The organism is Nocardia sp. NPDC003963, from assembly GCF_053605105.1.
Genome location: NZ_JBSGIP010000014.1, coordinates 26,734 through 47,223, shown reverse-complemented (window position 1 = coordinate 47,223; position 20,490 = coordinate 26,734). Strand labels below are relative to the sequence as shown.

The 20,490-nt window shown below is 68.7% G+C and carries 17 protein-coding genes; 12 read left to right on the top strand and 5 right to left on the bottom strand.

What is annotated here, in order from left to right; all coding sequences use genetic code 11:
• The first annotated feature begins 245 nt into the window (after window positions 1-245).
• The gene (locus ACWEWT_RS22085; RefSeq protein WP_452561532.1) at window positions 246-1,190 is read left to right on the top strand and encodes an NADP-dependent oxidoreductase; all 945 of its coding nucleotides are present in this window, start codon (window positions 246-248) and stop codon (window positions 1,188-1,190) included.
• A gap of 147 nt (window positions 1,191-1,337) precedes the next feature.
• Here the strand turns inward: ACWEWT_RS22085 and ACWEWT_RS22080 are convergent, their stop codons facing one another.
• Window positions 1,338-2,387 (bottom strand): LacI family DNA-binding transcriptional regulator, encoded by a 1,050-nt coding sequence (locus ACWEWT_RS22080; RefSeq protein ID WP_452561531.1) that lies wholly within the window; start codon window positions 2,385-2,387, stop codon window positions 1,338-1,340.
• A 205-nt stretch (window positions 2,388-2,592) separates the two neighbouring features.
• Here ACWEWT_RS22080 and ACWEWT_RS22075 point away from each other — a divergent pair, with 205 nt between their 5' ends.
• The 7 genes from ACWEWT_RS22075 (at window position 2,593) to poxB (ending at window position 11,198) form a co-directional block, all read left to right on the top strand.
• Window positions 2,593-3,807, top strand: coding sequence for a CaiB/BaiF CoA transferase family protein (locus tag ACWEWT_RS22075; RefSeq protein WP_452561529.1), 1,215 nt, complete (start codon window positions 2,593-2,595; stop codon window positions 3,805-3,807).
• A 25-nt stretch (window positions 3,808-3,832) separates the two neighbouring features.
• Window positions 3,833-5,179: an MFS transporter gene (locus tag ACWEWT_RS22070; RefSeq protein WP_452561527.1), complete on the top strand. Its 1,347-nt coding sequence runs from the start codon at window positions 3,833-3,835 to the stop codon at window positions 5,177-5,179.
• A complete protein-coding gene (locus ACWEWT_RS22065; protein ID WP_452561525.1) occupies window positions 5,179-5,649 on the top strand; it encodes a MaoC family dehydratase in 471 nt (156 codons plus the stop codon). The genes ACWEWT_RS22070 and ACWEWT_RS22065 overlap by 1 nt, the downstream gene beginning before the upstream one ends.
• Window positions 5,646-7,034 carry an aldehyde dehydrogenase (NADP(+)) gene (locus tag ACWEWT_RS22060; RefSeq protein ID WP_452561523.1) on the top strand — a complete coding sequence of 463 codons (1,389 nt, stop codon included), beginning with the start codon at window positions 5,646-5,648 and terminating at the stop codon, window positions 7,032-7,034. The genes ACWEWT_RS22065 and ACWEWT_RS22060 overlap by 4 nt, the downstream gene beginning before the upstream one ends.
• A complete protein-coding gene (locus ACWEWT_RS22055) occupies window positions 7,031-8,158 on the top strand; it encodes a hypothetical protein (protein ID WP_452561521.1) in 1,128 nt (375 codons plus the stop codon). Before ACWEWT_RS22060 ends, ACWEWT_RS22055 begins: the two co-directional genes overlap by 4 nt.
• The gene (locus tag ACWEWT_RS22050; protein ID WP_452561519.1) at window positions 8,155-9,330 is read left to right on the top strand and encodes a fumarylacetoacetate hydrolase family protein; all 1,176 of its coding nucleotides are present in this window, start codon (window positions 8,155-8,157) and stop codon (window positions 9,328-9,330) included. The genes ACWEWT_RS22055 and ACWEWT_RS22050 overlap by 4 nt, the downstream gene beginning before the upstream one ends.
• Window positions 9,331-9,461: 131 nt before the next feature.
• On the top strand, window positions 9,462-11,198 hold the full coding sequence (poxB, locus tag ACWEWT_RS22045) for a ubiquinone-dependent pyruvate dehydrogenase (protein ID WP_452561518.1): 1,737 nt from the start codon (window positions 9,462-9,464) through the stop codon (window positions 11,196-11,198).
• 11 nt (window positions 11,199-11,209) lie between these two features.
• On the opposite strand, the gene ACWEWT_RS22040 is transcribed toward poxB, so the two are convergent.
• Together ACWEWT_RS22040 and ACWEWT_RS22035 are read right to left on the bottom strand one after the other, a co-directional pair.
• Window positions 11,210-12,880 (bottom strand): bifunctional 3'-5' exonuclease/DNA polymerase, encoded by a 1,671-nt coding sequence (locus tag ACWEWT_RS22040; RefSeq protein ID WP_452561517.1) that lies wholly within the window; start codon window positions 12,878-12,880, stop codon window positions 11,210-11,212.
• 178 nt (window positions 12,881-13,058) lie between these two features.
• Window positions 13,059-14,090, bottom strand: coding sequence for a phosphotransferase family protein (locus ACWEWT_RS22035; protein ID WP_452561515.1), 1,032 nt, complete (start codon window positions 14,088-14,090; stop codon window positions 13,059-13,061).
• A 119-nt stretch (window positions 14,091-14,209) separates the two neighbouring features.
• On the opposite strand from ACWEWT_RS22035, the gene ACWEWT_RS22030 reads away from it, so the two are divergent.
• The 3 genes from ACWEWT_RS22030 to ACWEWT_RS22020 all read left to right on the top strand — a co-directional run bounded on the left by ACWEWT_RS22030 (window position 14,210) and on the right by ACWEWT_RS22020 (window position 17,483).
• A complete protein-coding gene (locus ACWEWT_RS22030) occupies window positions 14,210-15,055 on the top strand; it encodes a TetR family transcriptional regulator (RefSeq protein ID WP_452561513.1) in 846 nt (281 codons plus the stop codon).
• A gap of 94 nt (window positions 15,056-15,149) precedes the next feature.
• Window positions 15,150-16,367, top strand: a complete 1,218-nt coding sequence (locus ACWEWT_RS22025; RefSeq protein WP_452561511.1) for an acyl-CoA dehydrogenase family protein — start codon at window positions 15,150-15,152, stop codon at window positions 16,365-16,367.
• Window positions 16,368-16,493: 126 nt separating this feature from the next.
• Window positions 16,494-17,483 (top strand): NAD(P)H-dependent flavin oxidoreductase, encoded by a 990-nt coding sequence (locus tag ACWEWT_RS22020; RefSeq protein WP_452561509.1) that lies wholly within the window; start codon window positions 16,494-16,496, stop codon window positions 17,481-17,483.
• 146 nt (window positions 17,484-17,629) lie between these two features.
• Here the strand turns inward: ACWEWT_RS22020 and ACWEWT_RS22015 are convergent, their stop codons facing one another.
• Complete coding sequence (locus ACWEWT_RS22015) at window positions 17,630-18,769, bottom strand: acyl-CoA dehydrogenase family protein (protein WP_452561507.1); 1,140 nt, start codon at window positions 18,767-18,769, stop codon at window positions 17,630-17,632.
• Window positions 18,770-18,896: 127 nt separating this feature from the next.
• Here ACWEWT_RS22015 and ACWEWT_RS22010 point away from each other — a divergent pair, with 127 nt between their 5' ends.
• On the top strand, window positions 18,897-19,475 hold the full coding sequence (locus ACWEWT_RS22010; RefSeq protein ID WP_452561505.1) for a TetR/AcrR family transcriptional regulator: 579 nt from the start codon (window positions 18,897-18,899) through the stop codon (window positions 19,473-19,475).
• 57 nt (window positions 19,476-19,532) lie between these two features.
• On the opposite strand, the gene ACWEWT_RS22005 is transcribed toward ACWEWT_RS22010, so the two are convergent.
• Entirely contained in the window at window positions 19,533-20,369 is an 837-nt protein-coding gene (locus tag ACWEWT_RS22005; protein ID WP_452561503.1) for an SDR family NAD(P)-dependent oxidoreductase, read from the bottom strand.
• Window positions 20,370-20,490: the final 121 nt, after the last annotated feature.

The following is a 20,490-nucleotide window of genomic DNA, read 5'->3' as shown; positions in this document are numbered from 1 at the left end:
CGGCGGACGAACGCCGAGCCCGCGAGGCAGGCCCACAACACTGCCCGGACGAGTCCACAGATCACTGCCGGGACGACGGAGATCCGGGCGCGGATCAGGACGAGACAGCCACTGAATATCGGTGATCGATCGAGCCCGGGCGTCGGAAGTGTTGAACGGCAGCACAACCGGCCGCCCGAACGCGGAGCGGGCGCCCGCCGCGCCGCCGGGAATACACAGCCGTGCCGGGCTGGTTGCGGCGAAGTATGAAAGCTGTCGGTATCCATGAATTCGGTGGCCCGGATGTGCTGCGGGTCCTCGACCTGCCCGAACCACAGGCCGGCCCCGGTGAGGTCCGTATCAGGGTGCACGCTGCCGCGGTGAATCCGACCGATGTGCTGCTGCGTACCGGCGGCCACGCGTCCCGGATGCCCGGCCGCCGCCCACCGTTCGTACCCGGCATGGATGCCGCCGGTGTGATCGATCAAGTCGGCGCCGGTACCGGCGACCGGCTCGCGGTGGGGCAACGCGTGGTGGCCATGGTGCTGTTCACCGCTCCGTCGGGCGGAGCCTATGCCGAGCACGTCGTGGTACCGGCCGCCTCGGTGGTCCCGGCACCCGCGGGAGTGGATTTCCCGGCCGCGTCCACGCTGCTGATGAATGCCATGACCGCACGTCTGGCCCTGGACGCGCTGGCCGTGCCGCGGGGCGGCACCGTCGCGGTGACGGGCGCGGCCGGCGCTGTCGGCGGCTACGCGGTCCAGCTGGCCAAGGCCGACGGGCTGACTGTCGTCGCGGACGCCGCGGCGCACGATATCGACCGGGTGCGCGGGTTCGGGGCCGATCACATCGTCGAACGCGGTCCCGATATCGCCGCGCGTATCCGGCGGTCGGTACCCGGCGGCGTCACCGGCCTCGTGGACGGCTCGATGCAGACCTCCGAAACAGTGCCCGCCGTCGCCGACGGTGGGACCCTGGCCGAATTGCGCGGCTGGACCGGACCGGCCGAACGCGGTATCCGCGTGATCCCGGTGATGGTGACGGACGGCATCACCGATACCGAACGACTCGACGCGCTACGGCGCGGGGCCGAGGACGGCATCCTGACACTGCACGTCGCCGAGGTACTGCCCGCCGACAAGGCCGCCGAAGCCCACCGATTGCTCGAGGCCGGCGGTCTGCGCGGCCGGTTGGTGCTCGACTTCTCCTGAATCGCGGGGCGCGGTCGTCGTACCGGCCGCGCCGCGGGCCGCCGCGGCTCCGGAATCGTTGTCGCCAGGTGTTACGGACGCCCGGCCGGATGTGGCCGATCGCGAAATCGGCCCCGCCACCGGCGCACGATCCATTTCCCTTTGAAATCAGGCGCTTTCGCGGGTGACGATCCGGTAGCCCACGTTCACGGTGGCCGATTCGATCGCGGTCCCGGCCAGCCGGGCCAGCAGCAGATCCGCCGCTGTGGTGCCGATGGCATCGATATCCACGCTCACCGTGGTCAGCGCGGGGTTGATATGCCGGGACATCTCGAAATCGCCGAAACCGGTGATGGCCAACCGATCCGGGACCGCGATACCGCGACGGCCGGCGGCGAGCACGGCGGCGACGGCCAGGACATCGGTGGCGAACACGATGGCAGTCGCTTCGGGAAACCGCTCCAGTGCGGTATCGAGCAGGGCGACACCGGTATCCATGGAGATATCGCGATCGGGCAGATCGACGATGCGGACCGGTTCGCCGGGCAGCAGTTCGCCGACGGCGCGGGTGAATCCGTTGCGGCGCCGGATCGCGCGGGCGTCACCGGGGTCGAGGGTGCCGGCGAAGACGAGTTTCCGATGACCCCGCGATACGAGATGGCGGACCAGATCACCTGTGGCCGATTCGTTGGAGAAACCGACCAGCGTATCCATGGGGTCGTCGATCCAGTCCCAGGTTTCGACGACGGGCGCACCGTAGGCGCGTAGCAGGCGCAGCGTTTCCGGAGTGTGCAGCGTACCGACGATGAAGAACCCGTCGGGCCGACGCTGGATGAAGCCGCGTACCAGGTCTTCTTCGCGTTCCGGGTGGTAGTCGGTGTAGCCGACGATCAGCTGGTATCCGGCCGGCGTCAGGCGGGTGGCGGCGGCGCGCAGCGTATCGGAGAAGATGGACGTGGAGATGACCGGCAGGATCGCGGCGATCGTGCGGCTGCGATTGGATGCCAGGCTGCTGGCGGCCAGGTTCGGCAGGTACCCGGTATCGGCGATGGCGCGTTCGACCCGGCGCCGCGTTTCCTCCGACACCTGATCCGGGAAGCTCAGCGCACGCGAGACGGTCTGCGCCGAGACACCGGCCGCACGCCCGACGTCCTGCATCGTGACCGATTTCGTGGACGACTTGGCGCGTACGCGCCGCCGCCGCTCCACTTCGGCCACGCCACCTCCCGAAACCCGCTGTCGCTGTGTGGCGAGCATACCGGCCGGGTCTCCCCACTCCCTGGACGGAGTATTCGCCACATCATTGCCGGCTCGTCTCCGAATACGAGAAACCATTGCGTTACCGCTAACGTTACCGCTAACATTCGTGGCGCAGAACACTATGTGACTACTCGTACAGTGGTCCGGGACAGGGAGTAGCAGGATGAACGTGCTGGACGGTATACGGGTGCTGGATCTATCGATCGCCATGGCCGGTCCGTTCGCCGCGCAGAAGCTGGCCGATCTCGGCGCCGATGTGATCAAAGTCGAGCCGGTGGGCGGTGAATGGCAGCGGCACGTCTCGGCGGGCGGCGCCCGCGGCAACGAGGTGAACGCGTCGTTCCTCTCGCTCAACCGCAACAAACGTTCGCTATCGATGAATCTCAAGGACCCGGAAGCGCGCGAACTGCTGTACGAACTGGTGCGCGGCGCGGACGTCTTCCTGCAGAACTACCGGCCGGGCGTGGCGGGTCGGCTCGGCGTGGACTACGAGACCCTCCACGCGATCAAACCGGATCTGGTCTACGTCTCGATGTCGGGCTACGGCACCACCGGCCCCTACTCCGACCGCCCCGGTCAGGATGTCCTGCTACAGGCGATGAGCGGCGGCCTGGCCAGTGCCCGACGCCGCGGTGAGGCGCCGCGGCCGGCGCCCTTCTTCCTGGCGGACGCCATCACCGCCTACTCCGCGTTCGAAGGGGCCATGGCGGCACTGTTCCACCGGGAACGCACCGGTGAGGGCCAGCTGGTGGAGATCAATATGCTGGACTCGATCATCGCCGCGCAGATGCAGGAGATCAGCGTCGCGACGGTCGGCGGAATCCGGCAGGAACCCTCCGAACAGATCCACGCGCACTCCTACATCCGCGCGCCGTACGGAATCTTCCCCACCTCGGACGGTCATATCGCGCTCTCCTTCGCCGAAATGGACGCCCTGGCAGAGGTGTTCGGCGACGACCGGTTCCTGCGGTACGACGCCGAACGCGACGGGTTCACCCATCGGGACGAGATCTCCGGACTCGTCACCGAGAACCTGGCGAAGAACAGCACCGCGCACTGGCTGGACGCGCTCGGTACCGCGGGCGTCTGGGTGGGCCCGGTCTACGACTACACCCAGCTACAAGCGGACCCGCAGGTCCGCCACAATCGATCCTTCGTCGAATACGACCACCCGACCGAGGGCACCGTGGTGACCCCCGGATTCGCGTTCCGGCTGAGCAAACAGACCCAAGAGGTCTACCGACCGGCACCCCTGAACGGTGAGCACACCGACGAAGTCCTGGGTGAGCTCGGTCTGAGCCCCGACCGGATCGACGAACTCGAATCCGCCGGCACCGTCCACCGCTACCGCTCCCCCGCTGTATCCCGTATCTCCTGATCACGCTTCACCGAAAGATTTCTCCATGACTACAACCGCCCCACCGGTTCAGCAGGCACGCCGCGCGGCCGCCGCCTCCGCGGTCGGCAGCCTCGTCGAGTGGTACGACTTCGCGCTCTACGGCGCGGCCGCGGCGCTGGTGTTCAACACCTATTTCTTCGTCGACGCCAGCCCCACCACCGGCCTGCTCGCCTCGTTCGCCACCTTCGCGGTCGGATACTTCGCCCGGCCCTTCGGCGGCGTGGTGTTCGGGCATCTCGGCGACAAGATCGGCCGTAAACCGGTCATGATCGTCACGCTCGGCATCATGGGTGTATCGACGGCGCTCATCGGCCTGCTGCCCAGCTATCACACGATCGGGATGGCCGCCCCGATCCTGCTGGTCCTGCTCCGCATCATCCAGGGTCTCGGGGCCGGCGCGGAATACGCCGGGGCCGTCGTCCTGTCCTCGGAGGCGGCACCACGGGGGCATCGCGGCTTCTACGCCTCGTGGTCGGGCGCGGGTGTCTGGCTGGGTTCGGCGCTGGGACTGGGCACCTTCCAGGTCGTGCTCTGGCTGACCGGAGACAATTTCGACCAATGGGGCTGGCGTGTTCCGTTCCTGCTCAGTCTGGTCATGCTGACCATCAGCCTGTACATCCGGCGCCGGGTCGCCGAAACCGAGAGCTTCGAACAGGCCGCGACCGAGGAGACGAAGATTCCGCTCTTCGAGCTGTTCCGGACGGCCAAGGGCCGGCTCGCGGTCAGCCTGGGATCGAATTTCATGCTCTCCGGGTTCTCCTACATCCCGCAGGTCTGGGCGCTGAGCTATCTGACCAACGATATCGGTCTCGCTGCCATGGCCGGGCTCGGTATCAATGCCGTGGTTCTGGTCGCGGGTGCGGCGTTCATGCCGATTTTCGGCAGGATCGGTGACCGGTTCGGCCGCCGCCGGCTGTTCCTGTTCGGCTCCGCTTTCGGCATCGTCTGGGCCTTCCCGATGTTCGCCCTCATCGACACCCGTGTACCCGCCCTGATCATCCTCGCGCTCGTGGTCTGCTTCGTCGGTGCGGTGGCCACCTGCTACGCGGCCCAGGCCGCGTTCCTGGCCGAGATGTTCCCGCCCGCGATGCGGTATTCCGGTGTCGCCTTCGCCCGCGAAGTGAGCGGTGCCCTACTGGGTGGCACCACCCCGCTCATCGCCACCGCGATGTTCGCCGGTTTCGGGCACTGGTGGCCGGTCGCGGTGTGGATGGTGGTCATGGCGACTGTCGCCTTCATCTCGGTCCACCTCTCCGCGCGCTACCGCAGCGACGCCGATCAGAGCAGCGACGACCATTTCAACCATGTGACCGATCGCCCGAGCGGCGCGGTGCCGGCAGGAGCGCAGTGATGACGGACGCACCCGAATTCCACGACCGCTGGTACGACGACTACACGCTGGGCGAAACCGGGACCGGCGGGGTCCGGGTCCTGGATGCCGCCGATATCGCCCGGTTCGCCGACCTCACCGGCGACCACCACCCCGCCCATACCGATCGCGGCTACGCCGAGCCGAAATTCGGCGATGTGATCGCGCACGGTGTACTCACCTTCGGAGTGGTCGTCGGACTCACCGTCGAATACAACGGCCGCGCCGTCGCCTACGGCTACGACCGGATCCGATTCCCGCGTCCGGTTCTTCCCGGCGACACCATCCGCGCCACCTCCGAAGTCGTCGACCTGACCGAACACCGCAATCCGCGAATCGGCCTGGTCACCAAGCAGTACACCGGGATCAACCAGCGCGGCGACACCGTGCTCGTATGCAAGCACGTGCTCGCCGTGGACCGCGCACCGCAACTCGAGGAGCCGAACAAGTGACCGAGACCGCCGCCGTCGAAACCGTTCTCACCGCAGCTCATCTGGCCCGCCGTCCGGCGCGGCGCGCGTCGGCGGCCGCCCGCGCGGAATGGTTGCGCGCGCTCGCCGCGGGCCTCGATACCGCCGCCGGTGAACTGGTCGAGATCGCCCACCGGGAGACGGCCCTGCCACTACCCCGGTTACGTAACGAACTGGTACGTACCACCTTCCAGGCGCGCCTGTTCGCCGACCGGCTGGTACAGGGCACACTGTTCGAGACCCGTGTCGACCCAGCCGATCCCGACTGGCCGATGGGCCCGCGCCCGGATATCCGGCGTACTCATCTGGCGATCGGCCCCGTGCTGGTCTTCGCGGCCAGTAATTTCCCGTTCGCCTTCTCCGTCGCCGGCGGTGACAGTGTGAGCGCATTGGCGGCGGGCTGCCCGGTGGTGGTGAAGGCGCACGAGGGGCATCCCGAGCTGTCCCGCGCCACCGCGCGGATCGTCACCGAGAGCCTGCGCGAGGCCGGTGCGCCGGAGGGGATATTCGGCCTGATCGAAGGACAGGACGCGGGTATCACCGCGGTGCGCGATACGCGTATCCGCGCGGTCGGCTTCACCGGTTCAGCCACCGGTGGGCGCGCCCTCTTCGACCTGGCGGTATCCCGGCCCGACCCGATTCCGTTCTACGGGGAACTCGGTAGCACCAACCCGGTCCTGGTGACCGAGGCCGGATGGAAACACCGCGCTGCCGATATCGTCACCGGATTCAGCGAGTCCAGCACACTGGGATCGGGGCAGTTCTGCACCCAGCCGGGGGTGGTGCTGGTCCCGGACCTCGCCGGTTTCCTGGACCGGCTCACTCTGCCCGCCGTCGGGCCCATGCTCAACCAGCGCATCGCGGACGGCTACCGGCGCGCGCTCGAGCTGGTCTCGAATCACCCGGACGTCGAGGCGGCGGTCACCGGTCCGGCCGCCCCGGACGCACCCAGCGCATGCATCCTGAACAGCACCGCTCGCGCAGTACTGGCCGATCCGGCGATCGTGAACACCGAGATCTTCGGGCCCGCCTCGGTACTGGTGCAGTACGACGATCCACAGCAGGCGCTGGACGTACTGGAACTGATGGAAGGCACCCTGACCGCGACCGTGCAGGGCGCCGCGGAACCCGATGAGCAGGCCGTCGAAGCCATCGACATCCTGGCCGAGCGGACGGGCCGGATCATCTGGAACCAGTGGCCCACCGGGGTCACGGTCAGCGATGCCCAGCAGCACGGCGGTCCCTGGCCCGCCACCACGGCACCTGTTTCCACTTCGGTCGGCACCGCGGCCGCGCTACGTTTCGCGCGCCCGGTCGCCTACCAGAACCTGCCCGCCGCAGCGCTTCCCGAGGAGTTGCGCCGATGACGACGTGGTCGGGCCTGACCTGGGACCATCCACGCGGCTACCGGGCCCTGCGCGCGGCTGTCCGGCACCCACACGCTCCGGCCTGTGATATCCGCTGGGACGTCCAGTCGCTCGAAGGTTTCGAATCCGCGCCGATCGCCGAAACCGCGCAACGCTACGACCTGGTGGTACTGGACCATCCGCATATCGGCGAGGCGATCGAGGCCGCGGCGCTGCAACCGCTCGACGGGCTGTTCGCCCCCACCGAGCTGGCGTCCTGGCGGGCCGGGAGTATCGGCCCGTCGTTGCGGTCCTACGAGATGGCCGATCACCTCTGGGCCGTTCCACTGGATGCCGCCACTCAGGTCTGCGTGCGCCGCGACCACGGTATGCCGGTCCCGGACACCTGGGAGCAGGCCGTCGAACTGTCCGGCGAGGTCACCGCGGCCCTACCGACCTCCGGGCCGCACCTCTTCCTCACCCTGTGCGCGATAGCGGTGGCCGACGGCGCATCCCCCGGTACGGGCGCGGCCTTTCTCGGTGAAGCCGAGATCGGCGCGGCCGTCGAAACACTCCGGCATTTCGTTCCCGACCGGCCTGCCGACGGTAACGACAACCCGATCGCCCTGCTGGAACGGATGACCGCCGGTGCGGGACCGGACTACTGTCCCCACGTCTACGGTTACGTGAACTACAGCCGTGGATCGCGCCCGCTGCTGTTCGGGAATGCGCCGCGCGGGCGGGCGGGTCGGCGTGGATCGGTTCTCGGCGGCACCGGTATCGCGTTCAGCAGCCGCTGCGTCCCGGATACCGCGCTGCTCGACCACATGCGCTGGCTCATGTCCGCCGGCACCCAGCGCCGTTTCATCACGGCCGAACAAGGACAACCCGGCCTGGCCGCAGCCTGGGACGACGACACCGTCAACGCCGATGCGCACGATTTCTACCGCACGACCCGGGCAACCATCGAGGACGCCTGGATCCGGCCCCGGCACGCCGGCGCCATCGCCTTCCAGAACGCGGGCGCCGCGGCGGTGCGTGCCTGTCTGTTCGGCCATCGCGATATCGGCCGGCTCACCCGCGAAGTGAACGACAGCTTCGAAATCGGGCTCCGGCCCGCCACGACCTCGAGGACCCTATCGTGACCATCTCCTGGCCACCGTCCGCCGCGAGCCTGCTCCCGGCCGATCACGACCGCGCCGTTCTGGTCGGGCGGGTGATGGGCGCCGACGGACCCAGCGTGGTCACGGTGCGCGAGAACCGTCTGATCGATATCACCGCACGCGTCGCGACCGTCCGCGATCTGGGCGAGCACGACGATCCCGCGGCGTTCGTCCGCGCCTGCGACGGCCCGGACCTCGGATCGGTCGCACAGGCGGTTTCGCATACCCCGGCGGAATTCCGCCGACCCGGTGTCCCGCGGCTGCTCAGCCCGATCGACCTGCAACCGGTCAAGGCGGCGGGTGTCACTTTCGTGGTCTCCCTCATGGAACGCGTTATCGAGGAACGCTGCCGCGGCGATGCCTCGCTCGCGGACCGGGTGCGCGAACAGATCACCGAACATGTCGGCGCCGATCTGTCTGTGCTGGAACCGGGTTCGCCCGAAACCGCGCGGCTCAAAGAGCTGCTGGTGGCCCAGGGCTGGTGGAGCCAGTATCTCGAGGTCGGGCTGGGCCCGGATGCCGAGATCTTCACCAAATCCGCGCCGATGGCCAGTGTGGGGACCGCTACCGATATCGGCGTGCACCCGCGCTCCACCTGGAACAATCCGGAACCCGAAGTGGTGCTGCTGATCTCGTCGGCCGGCCGGGCCGTCGGCGCCTGTCTCGGCAACGATGTGAATCTGCGGGACTTCGAGGGCAGATCGGCGCTACTGCTCACCGCCGCCAAGGACAACAACGCCTCGGCGGCCGTCGGCCCGTTCATCCGGCTCTTCGACAGCGCTTTCGATCTCGATACGGTCCGTGCGCTGACCGTGACACTGCGGGTCCAGGGCAGCGACGATTTCACCCTCCGCGCCGAATCGTCGATGGCCGAGATCAGCCGCGATCCCGAAGACCTCATCCGTCAGCTCATGGGGCGCCACCACCAGTACCCCGACGGCGTGGTGCTGTTCCTCGGCACCATGTTCGCCCCGGTTCAGGACCGCACCGAACCCGGACTAGGCTTCACCCACCGCCTCGACGACCTGGTCGCCATCGAAACGCCCGCCCTGGGCAGCCTGATCAACCGGGTGCGGACCAGCGACAACTGCGAACCCTGGCAGTTCGGGACAGCCGACCTGTTCCGCAGCCTGGCCGCCCGTGGGGTGCTGTAGTACGCGACAGCACGGGGCACCGCCACGCACCGAACGCCTGGTTCCGCCGGCCCCGGGACCAGCGCAGGAGCACGCCGGGCCGGTCGACCGGCCTCACCGTGGATCGACCCGGCCGCGCGTAGGGTCGCGCCATGGCGACTGTTGCTCAACACATGATTTCTGCGTTGCAGGTCAGCGGGGTCAGCCGTGTGTACGGGTTACCCGGTGACAGTCTGAACGGATTCACCGACGCGATACGGCGATCGGACGGCATCACCTGGGAGCATGTCCGGCACGAGGAGGCCGCGGCCTTCGCCGCGACCGCGGACGCCGCGCTGACGGGCCGGCTCGCCGTATGCGCCGGCAGCTGCGGGCCCGGTAACCTCCATCTCGTCAACGGACTCTACGACGCGCAGCGGACGAGGGTTCCGGTGCTGGCCGTCGCGGCGCATATCCCGATCGGCGAGATCGGCTCCGGATATTTCCAGGAGACGCACCCCGAGAACCTGTTCCGCGAGTGCAGTGTGTACTGCGAGCTCATCAGCAGCCCGGAGTCGGCCCCCCGTGTCGTGGAGATGGCGATGCGGGCCGCGGTCGAGGAAAACGGCGTCGCCGTCGTGGTCGTCCCCGGTGAGGTGTTCCAGAGCCGGCTGTCCGAGGACCGCTGGAGCAGCCGGGCGGTGCTGCCCTCCCGATCGGTGCTGCGACCCGACGACTCCACGCTGCGCCGGGCAGCGGATATCCTGAACGCCGGCTCGAAGGTGACGATTCTCGGCGGGGCCGGCACCGCCGGTGCCCACACCGAGGTCGTGAATCTGGCCGCCACCCTGCAATCTCCGATCGTGCACGCGTTCCGCGGCAAGGAACATCTGGAGTACGACAACCCGTACGACGTGGGAATGACGGGACTGCTCGGGTACGCCTCGGGATACAAGGCGATCAAAGAGGCCGATGTGCTGCTGATGCTGGGCACCGACTTTCCGTATACGCAGTTCTATCCCGAGGACGCCGCGATCGTCCAGGTCGATATCCGCGGTAGCCACCTCGGGCGGCGCACCCCGATCGATGTGGGCATGGTCGGCGATGTGCGGGACACGATCGACGCGCTGCGGCCGCTACTGTCACGGAAAACCGACAGCACGCATCTGGACAGGTCGCGCAGGCATTATCAGCGCACCCGTAGATCACTGGACGCGCTGGCCGCCAACGACCGCGACCGCACCCCGATCCGGCCGGAATACGTGGCCGGCGTAGTGAATCGATTGGCCGCCGACGACGCGGTGTTCACCTTCGACGTCGGATCACCGACGATCTGGGCGGCGCGCTACCTGACGATGAACGGCCGGCGACAGCTGACCGGCTCCTTCACCCACGGCACGATGGCCTGCGCCGTGCCCCACGCGATCGGCGCGCAGACCGCGCACCGGGGACGCCAGGTCATCGCGCTCGCCGGGGACGGCGGATTGACGATGCTGTTCGGCGAGCTGATCACACTGCTGCAGAACGACCTACCGGTGAAGGTGATCGTATTCGACAACTCGTCGCTGAACTTCGTCGAGCTGGAGATGAAGGCAGCCGGGGTGGTCAACTTCGGCACCGATCTGGCGAACCCCGATTTCGGTGCCGTCGCGCGGGCGATGGGTATGTGGGGGCGGCGCGTAGAGCAGCCCGCCGACCTGGAGCCGGCCATCGCGGAAGCCCTGGCGCACGACGGGCCCGCACTCGTCGATGTCACCGTGGCCCGGCAGGAACTGTCGATTCCGCCGGCCATCACAGCCGAACAGGCCAAGGGCTTCAGCCTCTACGCCATCCGTACCATCCTCGCCGGGCGTGCCGACGAACTGCTCGACCTGGTCACCACCAACGTCGCCCGGCGCATTCTGGACTAGCCGCCACCCGGCTACTTCGCGTCCCCGTAGCAGTCCACCACCGCCGTCGTGAAGGGGAATCGCACCGGTGTCGGCCCGAAAACCAGCCGGCCCGCCGCATCGGCCGCAGTGTCGATCATCTCGGCGACCGTCGCCGCCTCCGCGGAAGGGCAGTGCACGATCACCTCGTCGTGCTGGAAGAAGACCAACTCGCCGCGGAGCCCGGCCCGGGCCATCGTCTGCCGCAGGCCCGCGAGAACCAGCAGGGCCCAGTCCGCGGCGCTACCCTGCACCACGAAGTTACGGGTGAAGCGGCCACGGGCACGCACCGCCGAAGCGCTGCCGTAGGCACCGGAATCCTCCGGTGGCGGGCCCTCCGGATCCGGCGCCGCGACCGATACCGGCGGGCAGGTCCGCCCCAGCCAGGTGCGTACCAGACGGCCCTCCTCACCGGCCCGCGCCGCATCGTCGACATAGGCCACCGCGGCCGGATAACGCCGGCGGAGACCGGCCAGGTGTGTCAGGGCATCACCGGAGGTCTGACCGTAGATGGCGCCCAGTAGCGCGAGTTTGGCCTGCGCGCGATCGCCGCCGAAGCCACGAGCCGCCAGATCCGCGTACAGGTCCACGCCCCGCCCGGCCGCCTCCATCAATCCCCGATCGCGGGAGACGGCGGCGAGTATCCGCGGCTCCAGCTGGTCGGCATCGGCGACCACCAGCGACCAGCCGGGATCGGCACGGATCGCGCGGCGGATCACCTTCGGAATCTGCAGGGCACCACCACCATTGGTGGTCCAGCGACCGGACACCGTACCGCCGGGCAGATATTCGGGACGGAATCGGCCCCCGTGCACCCATTGTTCGAGCCAGGACCAGCCGTGGGCGGTATGCAGGCGGTAGAGCGATTTGTAGGCCAGTAGCGGCGCGACCGCGGGATGGTCGATTCGTTGCAGCTCCCATTTCCGCGTGGAGGACAGCTCGATCCCGGCCCGGGCGAATGCCTTGACGATGTCGTTGGGCAGATCGGGACGGACCCGCACCCCGTCTCCGAAAGCCCGGGACACCTCATCGGCCAGCTCCGCCATCCGGCGCGGCTCCGACGCACCCGGAAAACGGCCGCCCAGCAACGTATCCAGTAGTTCGCGGTGGATATCGGCACGCCACGGGATACCGGACCGCGACATCTCCGCGGCGACGAGCATCCCCGCCGATTCCGCGGCGAGCAGCAGCCGCATCCGTTCCGGATGCGCGGTGGCCGCCGTCCGGGCGACCTGATCCGCGTACACCTCCAGCAGGGCGGTGAATTCGTCGGTGCCGGGCGGCAGCGGCACCGGGCCCGATTCGAACAAGGACGGCTGGGTCTCGGCGGCCCGCGCGGGGGCATCCGAGGGAACCGGCAGGTTGTGCAGGCGAGCCCACGCGGCCGCCAGTGAACGGGGCTGGCCCGACTGCCCCTGTTCGTACCCGATCAGCAGAGCCTCCGCGGCCTCTACATCGTAGCAGCGCTCGACCCGCACGCCCGCGGCCAGCAGGAGCCGGTAGATATCGGTGGTGGACCGCCACACCCACCGCTCGACCTCGGGGCGCGAGCGGACCGCCTCGACGAGCGACGGTTCGCGGACCACTGCTCCGGGCCGGCCGTCCGGATCGAGCGGACACAGATACGCGCCCCCGTCACCCGACTCCGCCACCGCCCACCGCACGGGGTGAGTCTGGCACCGGGGTCCGACACCGATGGCAGCTGGTATACCTCCGACCGGCCGATACACCACCTTTCCCGCCCTCACCGAAAGCCCCCGGCTCCGAAGCCCCCTTCGTCCGGCCGGTTCCCCGGCCGCGCCGACACCGCCGCGCGTCGGCGAAACGGGCCCGCGGAGCTCCTCAGCCGCGGGCGTATTCGGTGAGGGCCGCGTGACCGCGTTCCACCAGTGCGGGGACCATCGCGCCGAGACGGTCGAAACCTTCTCCCACGGTGAGCCCCTGCTGCGCCCGATAGTGGATACCCTCGAAAATCGCCGCGATCTTGTAGTAGGCGAACCCCAGATACCAGCCGAATTCCGCCAGATCGCGCCCGGTGGTCGCGGCATACTGTTCGACCAGGGTGTCGCCGCCGGGGAATCCCGGAACGTCACCGGGAACCGCCGCGACGGGACTCGCCAACCCGCGGATACCGTCCCACCAGACGACCATCGACGCGAGATCGGTCAGCGGGTCACCGACCGTGGCCATCTCCCAGTCCAGTACACCGGCGACCCGGCCGTCCGCCGGATCCACCACCACGTTGTCCAGGCGGTAGTCCCCGTGGACGAGCGCCGGTGCCTGCCCCGCGGGCAGGGCATTCCCCAGCCGCTCCCCCAGCCCGCCGAGCTCCGGCAGATCACGGCTGCGGGACGCGTCCAGCTGGGCGGCCCAACGGCGTAACTGCCGTTCGAGATATCCGGCCGGGCGCCCCAGCCCGCCGAGGCCCACCGCGTCGGGGTCGAGTTCGTGCAGGCGGCCCAGCGTCGCCACCAACTCCGCGGCGAGCTGATCGGCCGCGCCGCCGAAACCCTCCAGTTGTTCGCGTTCGCGGAGCACGACCCCGCGCGTGAACTCCATGACGTAGAAAGGCGCGCCGATGACCTCGGGCCCCGCGCTGACGATCGGCTCCGGTACCGGTACCGCCGTGGGATGCAACGCCCGCAGCACCCGGTATTCACGGTCCATATCGTGCGCAGTGGCGAGCACGTGACCGAGCGGTGGCCGGCGCAGCACCCATCGATGGGTCCCGTCGGTGAGCAGATAGGTCAGGTTGGACCGGCCGCCGGAGAGCAGTTCGACACGCAACGGACCGTCGAGCAATCCGGGTACCTCGGCGCGCAGAAATGTCTCGAGCGGCGGAACCGAAACCCCCGGCGGAGTCGAATCGGACATGATCAATCTCCTGAACCGAGCGATCGAACGGTAACTTTGAACAAGACGGAAGCTAGTCCACACCGCGCGGCACTGTCAACGGCGACTACGCTCATCGCACCGCGGAAGGAGTACACGGATTGTCCGGACAGCAGAACGACCCTCAGCTCGCCGAGCGCGAGGCCCTGGGCCGGCGCCTGCGCGCGGCGCGCCGGCGCAGCGGACTCACGATCCGCGCGGTCATACCCGAGATCGGCGTCAGCGTCGGCACCTGGAGCGCGATCGAGAACGGACTCGCGCGTATCAGCGATGATCGGCTCGCGATCGCGGCACAGCTGTTCGGCACCGATTCCGAGACCCTCCGCGCGGCACCACCGGCCGAGCCCGGAACCGAGCCGCAGTGGCGGGACTTCCCGCCACTGCGGCTCGCCCCACCGATCGCCGGCGCGTTGAACGCCTTCGTCGAACTCGGCTACCACGGGTCGTCGATCCGCGATATCGCCGACCGGGCCGGACTCTCGGTCGCGGGCGTCTACCACCACTGGCCGACCAAGCAGCATCTGCTCGTCGCACTCCTGGACCTGACGATGGACGATCTCCAGCAGCGTTGCCGCGCGGCGCGCGTGGAGGGGGACGGCCCGGTCGAACGGCTCGAGCGGTTGGTCGAATGCCTGGCCCTGTTCCACACCCATCGGCGCGAACTGGGTTTCATCGGCGCGAGCGAAATGCGCAGCCTGGACGAACCCCATCGCACCAGGATCGTGGCGGCCAGGCGCGACGTGCAGCGCATGATCGAGGACGAAGTCGTCGAAGGGTGCCGGCGCGGCGCGATGCGGACGCCGCTGCCCCGCGAAGCGGCCCGGGCCGTGGCGACGCTGTGCACCGCACTACCGCAGTGGTGGTCCCCCACCGGCGGACTCTCCCCCGACGCGATCGCCCGGCAGTACATCGACTTCGCCCTCGACATCGTCCGCGTTCCCCGCTGACGCCTGGGACGCCCCGGCCGCCGTTGACGCCGCGCCCGGAACCCGCCTATAGTTCGCCACTGATCAATCGATCGGTTCTGTTCAGGAGGTGTTCATGGCCGGGTACGAGGTCCCCGCTCCCACACCGCGGGCGCTCGAGCTGCACGAGCGAATGGCCCGGTTCATGCGCGACCGGGTGTTCCCGGCCGAGGCGGAGTACCTCGCGCACCGCCGCGCGGCCGGACCCGACGACCACGCCCTCCCGCCGGTCGTGGCGGAGCTGAAGCGGTACGCGCGGGCCGAAGGACTCTGGAACCTGTTCCTGCCCGCCGAATCGGGACTGACCCAGCTCGAATACGCGCCGATCGCCGAACTGTCCGGCTGGAGTATCGAGATCGCGCCGGAAGCGATCAACGGGCAGGCACCCGACAGCGGCAATATGGAACTGCTCCATCTACTGGGCACCGAACAGCAGCGGCGCGACTGGCTGGAACCATTGCTCGCGGGCGAGATCCGGTCTGCCTTCGCCATGACCGAACCCGACGTCGCCAGCAGTGACGCGACGAATATCGCCACCCGCATAGAGCGCGACGGCGACGATTTCGTCATCGACGGGCGCAAATGGTGGACCAGCGGAGCCATGGATCCGCGCTGCGCTTTCTTCGTCGTCATGGGCAAGACCGACCCCACCGCCGCGGTGCACCGGCAACAGACGATGGTGCTGGTGCCGCAGGACACCCCGGGTATCGAGGTGGTGCGCGACTATCCGGTCTTCGGCCACCACGACCAGCACGGCCACGCCGAGGTGCGGTTCACCGACGTACGCGTTCCGCGTACCAATGTCATCGGTACGGAGGGCGGCGGATTCGCCGCCGCGCAGGCCCGGCTCGGCCCCGGCCGGATCCACCACTGTATGCGCGCCCTCGGCGCCGCGGAACGGGCACTGTCATTGCTGGTGGCACGGGCGCAGGCGCGTACGGCCTTCGGCAAACCGCTCGCCGACCAGGGTGTCGTACGGCAGCAGATCGCCGAATCACGTATCGAGATCGAGCAGGCGCGACTGCTGTGCCATCGGGCCGCCCACGTCATCGACACCGAGGGCAACAAAGCGGCGAAAGATCTGGTGGCCATGGCGAAAGTCGCCGTCCCCCGGGCCGCGCTGAACGTCATCGATCGGGCGATCCAGGTCCACGGCGGCGCCGGCGTCACCGACACCACTCCGCTGGCCACGATGTACGGCTGGCATCGAGCGATGCGCCTCTTCGACGGCCCCGACGAGGTACACCTCGCGGCGATCGCGAAGAGCGAGCTCTATCGCGAACCACTGTTCTGATCCCGCGCCGCCGCCCCGATTCGTGGAGCGGCGGAACAACGGAGCCGAGCGAACGGTCCGCTCGACCGTCCCCGCCGGTGCGGTGAGCGGACCGACCGGCGCAATCCGCGATCTCGAGGAGTACGTATGGCCCTGCCATCGATTTTGCACGACCGGCTCCGCCTCCCCGTGGTGGCCTCGCCGATGTTCATCGTGTCGAACCCGGACCTGGTCGTCGCGCAGTGCACTGCCGGAGTCGTCGGATCCTTCCCCAGTCTCAACGCGCGCCCCCAGTCGCAGTTGCGGGAATGGCTGACCGTGATCACCGGGCAGCTGGCCGAATACGATGCCCACCACCCGGACGCTCCGGCCGCGCCCTTCGCGGTGAACCTGATCGTGCACAAGTCCAATGACCGCCTCGAACAAGACCTCGCCACGATCGCCGAATTCGAGGTGCCGATCGTCATCACCTCGCTGGGCGCCCGTGCGGACGTCAACGACGCCGTCCACGCCTACGGGGGAATCGTCCTGCACGACGTCGTGAACAACCGGTTCGCGCGCAAGGCGGTCGACAAGGGCGCCGACGGTCTCGTCGCCGTCGCGGCCGGTGCCGGCGGTCATGCGGGCACACAGTCCCCGTTCGCGCTGGTGCAGGAGATCCGCGAGTGGTTCGACGGACCGCTGCTGCTGTCGGGAGCGATCGCCCACGGGCGGTCGATCTTCGCCGCGCAGGTCGCCGGAGCCGATCTCGCCTATATCGGCTCCGCGTTCATCGCCACCCGGGAGGCCGGCGCCGCCGACGCCTACAAGCAGATGATCGTGGACTCCGGCGCCGAGGACATCGTGTACTCGAACCTGTTCACCGGCGTGCACGGCAACTATCTCCGCGGCAGCATCATCGCCGCCGGAATGGACCCGGACGATCTGGCCACCTCCGATCCGTCGGCCATGAGTTTCGGTACCGGCGACGGGTCCGCCGGCGACACCGCCAAGCCCTGGCGGGATATCTGGGGTGCGGGTCAGGGTATCGGCCCGGTCCGGGCCGTCACACCCACCGCGGCCCTCGTCGAGCGGCTGTCCGGCGAATACGTCTCGGCGCGAGCCGGTCTGCGCGCCGCGCTGGTGTCGCCGACGTAACCGGATCCCGGATCAGCGGCGACGTCCCTCGGGGCGGCGCCGCTCGGCCACCACCGCCCTACTGTCCACAGGCGGCCCGGTTCGGGGACGAGTTGTCATCCGGCCCGCGGAACGCATATCCGACCCCGCACCGGGCCGACGCTTACTCAGCCGGCGAGATCGCGGCTGATGACCAGGCGCTGGATCTGGTTGGTGCCCTCGAAGATCTGGGTGATCTTGGCTTCGCGCATATAGCGTTCGACCCGGAAATCACGGGTGTAGCCGTAACCACCGAGCACCTGGACGGCGTCGGTGGTGACCTTCATCGCGGCATCGGTGGCGACCAGTTTGGCCACCGACGCATTACGCGAATAGGGCAACCCGGCGTCACGACGGCGTGCCGCGTCGAGATAGGTGGCGCGAGCGGAGTCCACGGCCGCGGCCATATCGGCGAGCAGGAACCCGAGCCCCTGATGATCGATGATCCGGCGACCGAAGGCTGTCCGCTCCCGGGCGTAGGCGGTGGCCTCGTCGAGCGCGGCCTGCGCGAGCCCGACCGCGACAGCGGCGATGCCGAGCCGGCCCGAATCCAGTGCACTGAAGGCGATCTGCAGTCCCTGCCCCTCGGCCCCGATACGCCGCTCCGTCGCGACGAAGGCGTCGTCGTAGTGGGCCGAGGTCGTCGGGACGGCGTGCAGGCCCATCTTCTCCTCAGGTTTTCCGAAGGTCAGCCCCTCGGTGCCGCCCGGCACCAGGAAGCAGGAGATACCCTTCGAGCCTTCACCGGTGCGCGCGAAAAGATTGTAGAAGTCGGCGATCCCGCCGTGGGTGATCCAGGCCTTGGCTCCGTTGATCCGGTATCCGCCGTCGGCGGCATTCGCCCGGCAGACGAGGGCGGCGGCGTCGGAACCCGCCTGCGGCTCGGACAGGCTGTAGGCACCGATGGTGTCGCCGCCCAGCATTTCCGGTAACCACTGCTGCTTCTGTTCTTCGGTACCGAAGGCCAGCAGCGGATGACAGGCGAGGCTGTGCACGCTGACCGCGACGGCCACCGCCGCCCAGCGGGCGGCGATCTCCTCCAACACCTGCAGATACACCTCGTAGGGCTGGCCACCGCCGCCCCACTCCTCCGGATACGGCAGGCTCAGCAACCCCGCCGCTCCGAGCGTGGCGAAGACACCCTCGGGATATGTCTCGGCCTTCTCGTGTTCGTCGACGATCGGAGCCAGCACCTTATCGGCGAGATCGCGGGTGAGCTGGATGAGGTCCCGGGCCTCCTCGGTGGGCAGAAGTCGGTCGACGGCCACGGGTCCTCCTCGGATCGTACGGTCACCAGTACTCGGTAGTCGCGCACAGTACCGGCGTTGGTCATGCCATTCGCAACAACGACACCTATGACAGTACTGCAATAAGTCCTGCAGTACTATCTCACGTATGGAGCAACCCTCGGCCTTCGCGACCGCCCGCCGCAGCGAACTGTTCGACGCCCTGGTCGACCTCTTCCTCGCCGAAGGTTTCGCACAGCTGACCCTCGACGCCATCGCGGCCCGGCTCAAATGCTCCAAATCCACCCTCTACACCCTGGCCGGAAGCAAGGAACAGCTGGTCACCGCCGCCACGGTGCACTTCTTCAAACGCGCCACCGCGGATGTCGAGGCTCAGGTCGCCGAGGCCACCGGTCCACGCGAACGCATCGCCGCCTATCTGAGCGCGGTCGGGCGGGCGCTGGCCGCCGCCTCGGCCGGGTTCATGGCCGACCTGGACGCATTCGCACCCGCCCGCGAGGTCTACGAACGCAATACCCGGATCGCCGCCCGCCGGGTCCACGCACTGATCACCGAGGGCGTGGCCGCCGGAGAATTCCGCGGCGTCCACGCCGCGTTCGCCGCCGACCTCGCGGCGACCATGATGGTGCGGATCCAGCAGGGCGGCGTCCGTAGGGATACCGGCCTGGACGACGCGGGCGCCTATCGTGAACTGGCCTCGATCCTGACCGCGGGCATCAGCGCCTGACGCCGCTCCCCGCGCGCGGAACACCGGCCGGGATATCGAGGTGGCAGGTCACGGGCGCTACTTCGCCGTGAACTCGGCGGCCGCGGTGACGACATCGGTGGCGAAGGTCCCGAGAGTGACCGCCGAAGCGCCGCCGTCCACCGGGAGAACCGCACCGGTGATGTAACGCGCCATATCGCTGGCCAGGAAGGTCGCCGCGTCCGCGATATCCTCGGCCGTCCCCAACCGGCGCAGTGGCTGACCGGCCCCGAGTCGCTGCTCGAGATGGGCGACGAAGGCATCGGACTGTTCGGCGGGTACGCCGAAGGTTTTCGCCATCAGCGGGGTCATGATGATTCCCGGTGCGATGGCATTGGACCGGATCCCCCAGGGACCGAGTTCGGCGACGGCTTGGCGTACCAGCCCCACCACCGCGTGTTTGGCAATGGTGTAGCCGGCGGTGCTCCAACCGCCCTCCAGCGCGGCGAGGCTGGCGGTGGTCACGATCGCACCCGGACCACCCTGGGCCCGGAAGGTATTGGCGGCGACCTTGTGGCCGAGCACCGCGGAACGGGCGAGCAACCGGAACGTCCGGTCGAATCCGTCGGCGGACAATTCGGTGATCGGCGCCGGATCACCCTGCGCCCCCGCGTTGTTCACGAATACGTCCAACCGGCCGAAGCGTTCCGTGGCGAGCCGGGCGAGCCCCTCGAGCGCCTCCTCGTCGGTCACATCGGCGCGCTGGTACGCGGCACGCGCACCCAGTGCGGCCGCCGCCTCCCGACCCTGCTCGTCCTGGATATCGCCGAGCACCACCGACGCGCCCTCGGCGATATATCGCCGGGCCGTGGCCAACCCGATCCCACTGGCCGCACCGGTGATCACCGCGACCTTGTCCTGCAGCAATCCGCCCACGATGGCATCTCCTCCGCGCTCCGGCCCCCTGATCCATCGACGGTAGGGCACGATCCCCGATCACCACAGTCCACCAAAGTGGACATTGCCGCCGGTTCTCCATCGCGGCCACCCCGGCCCG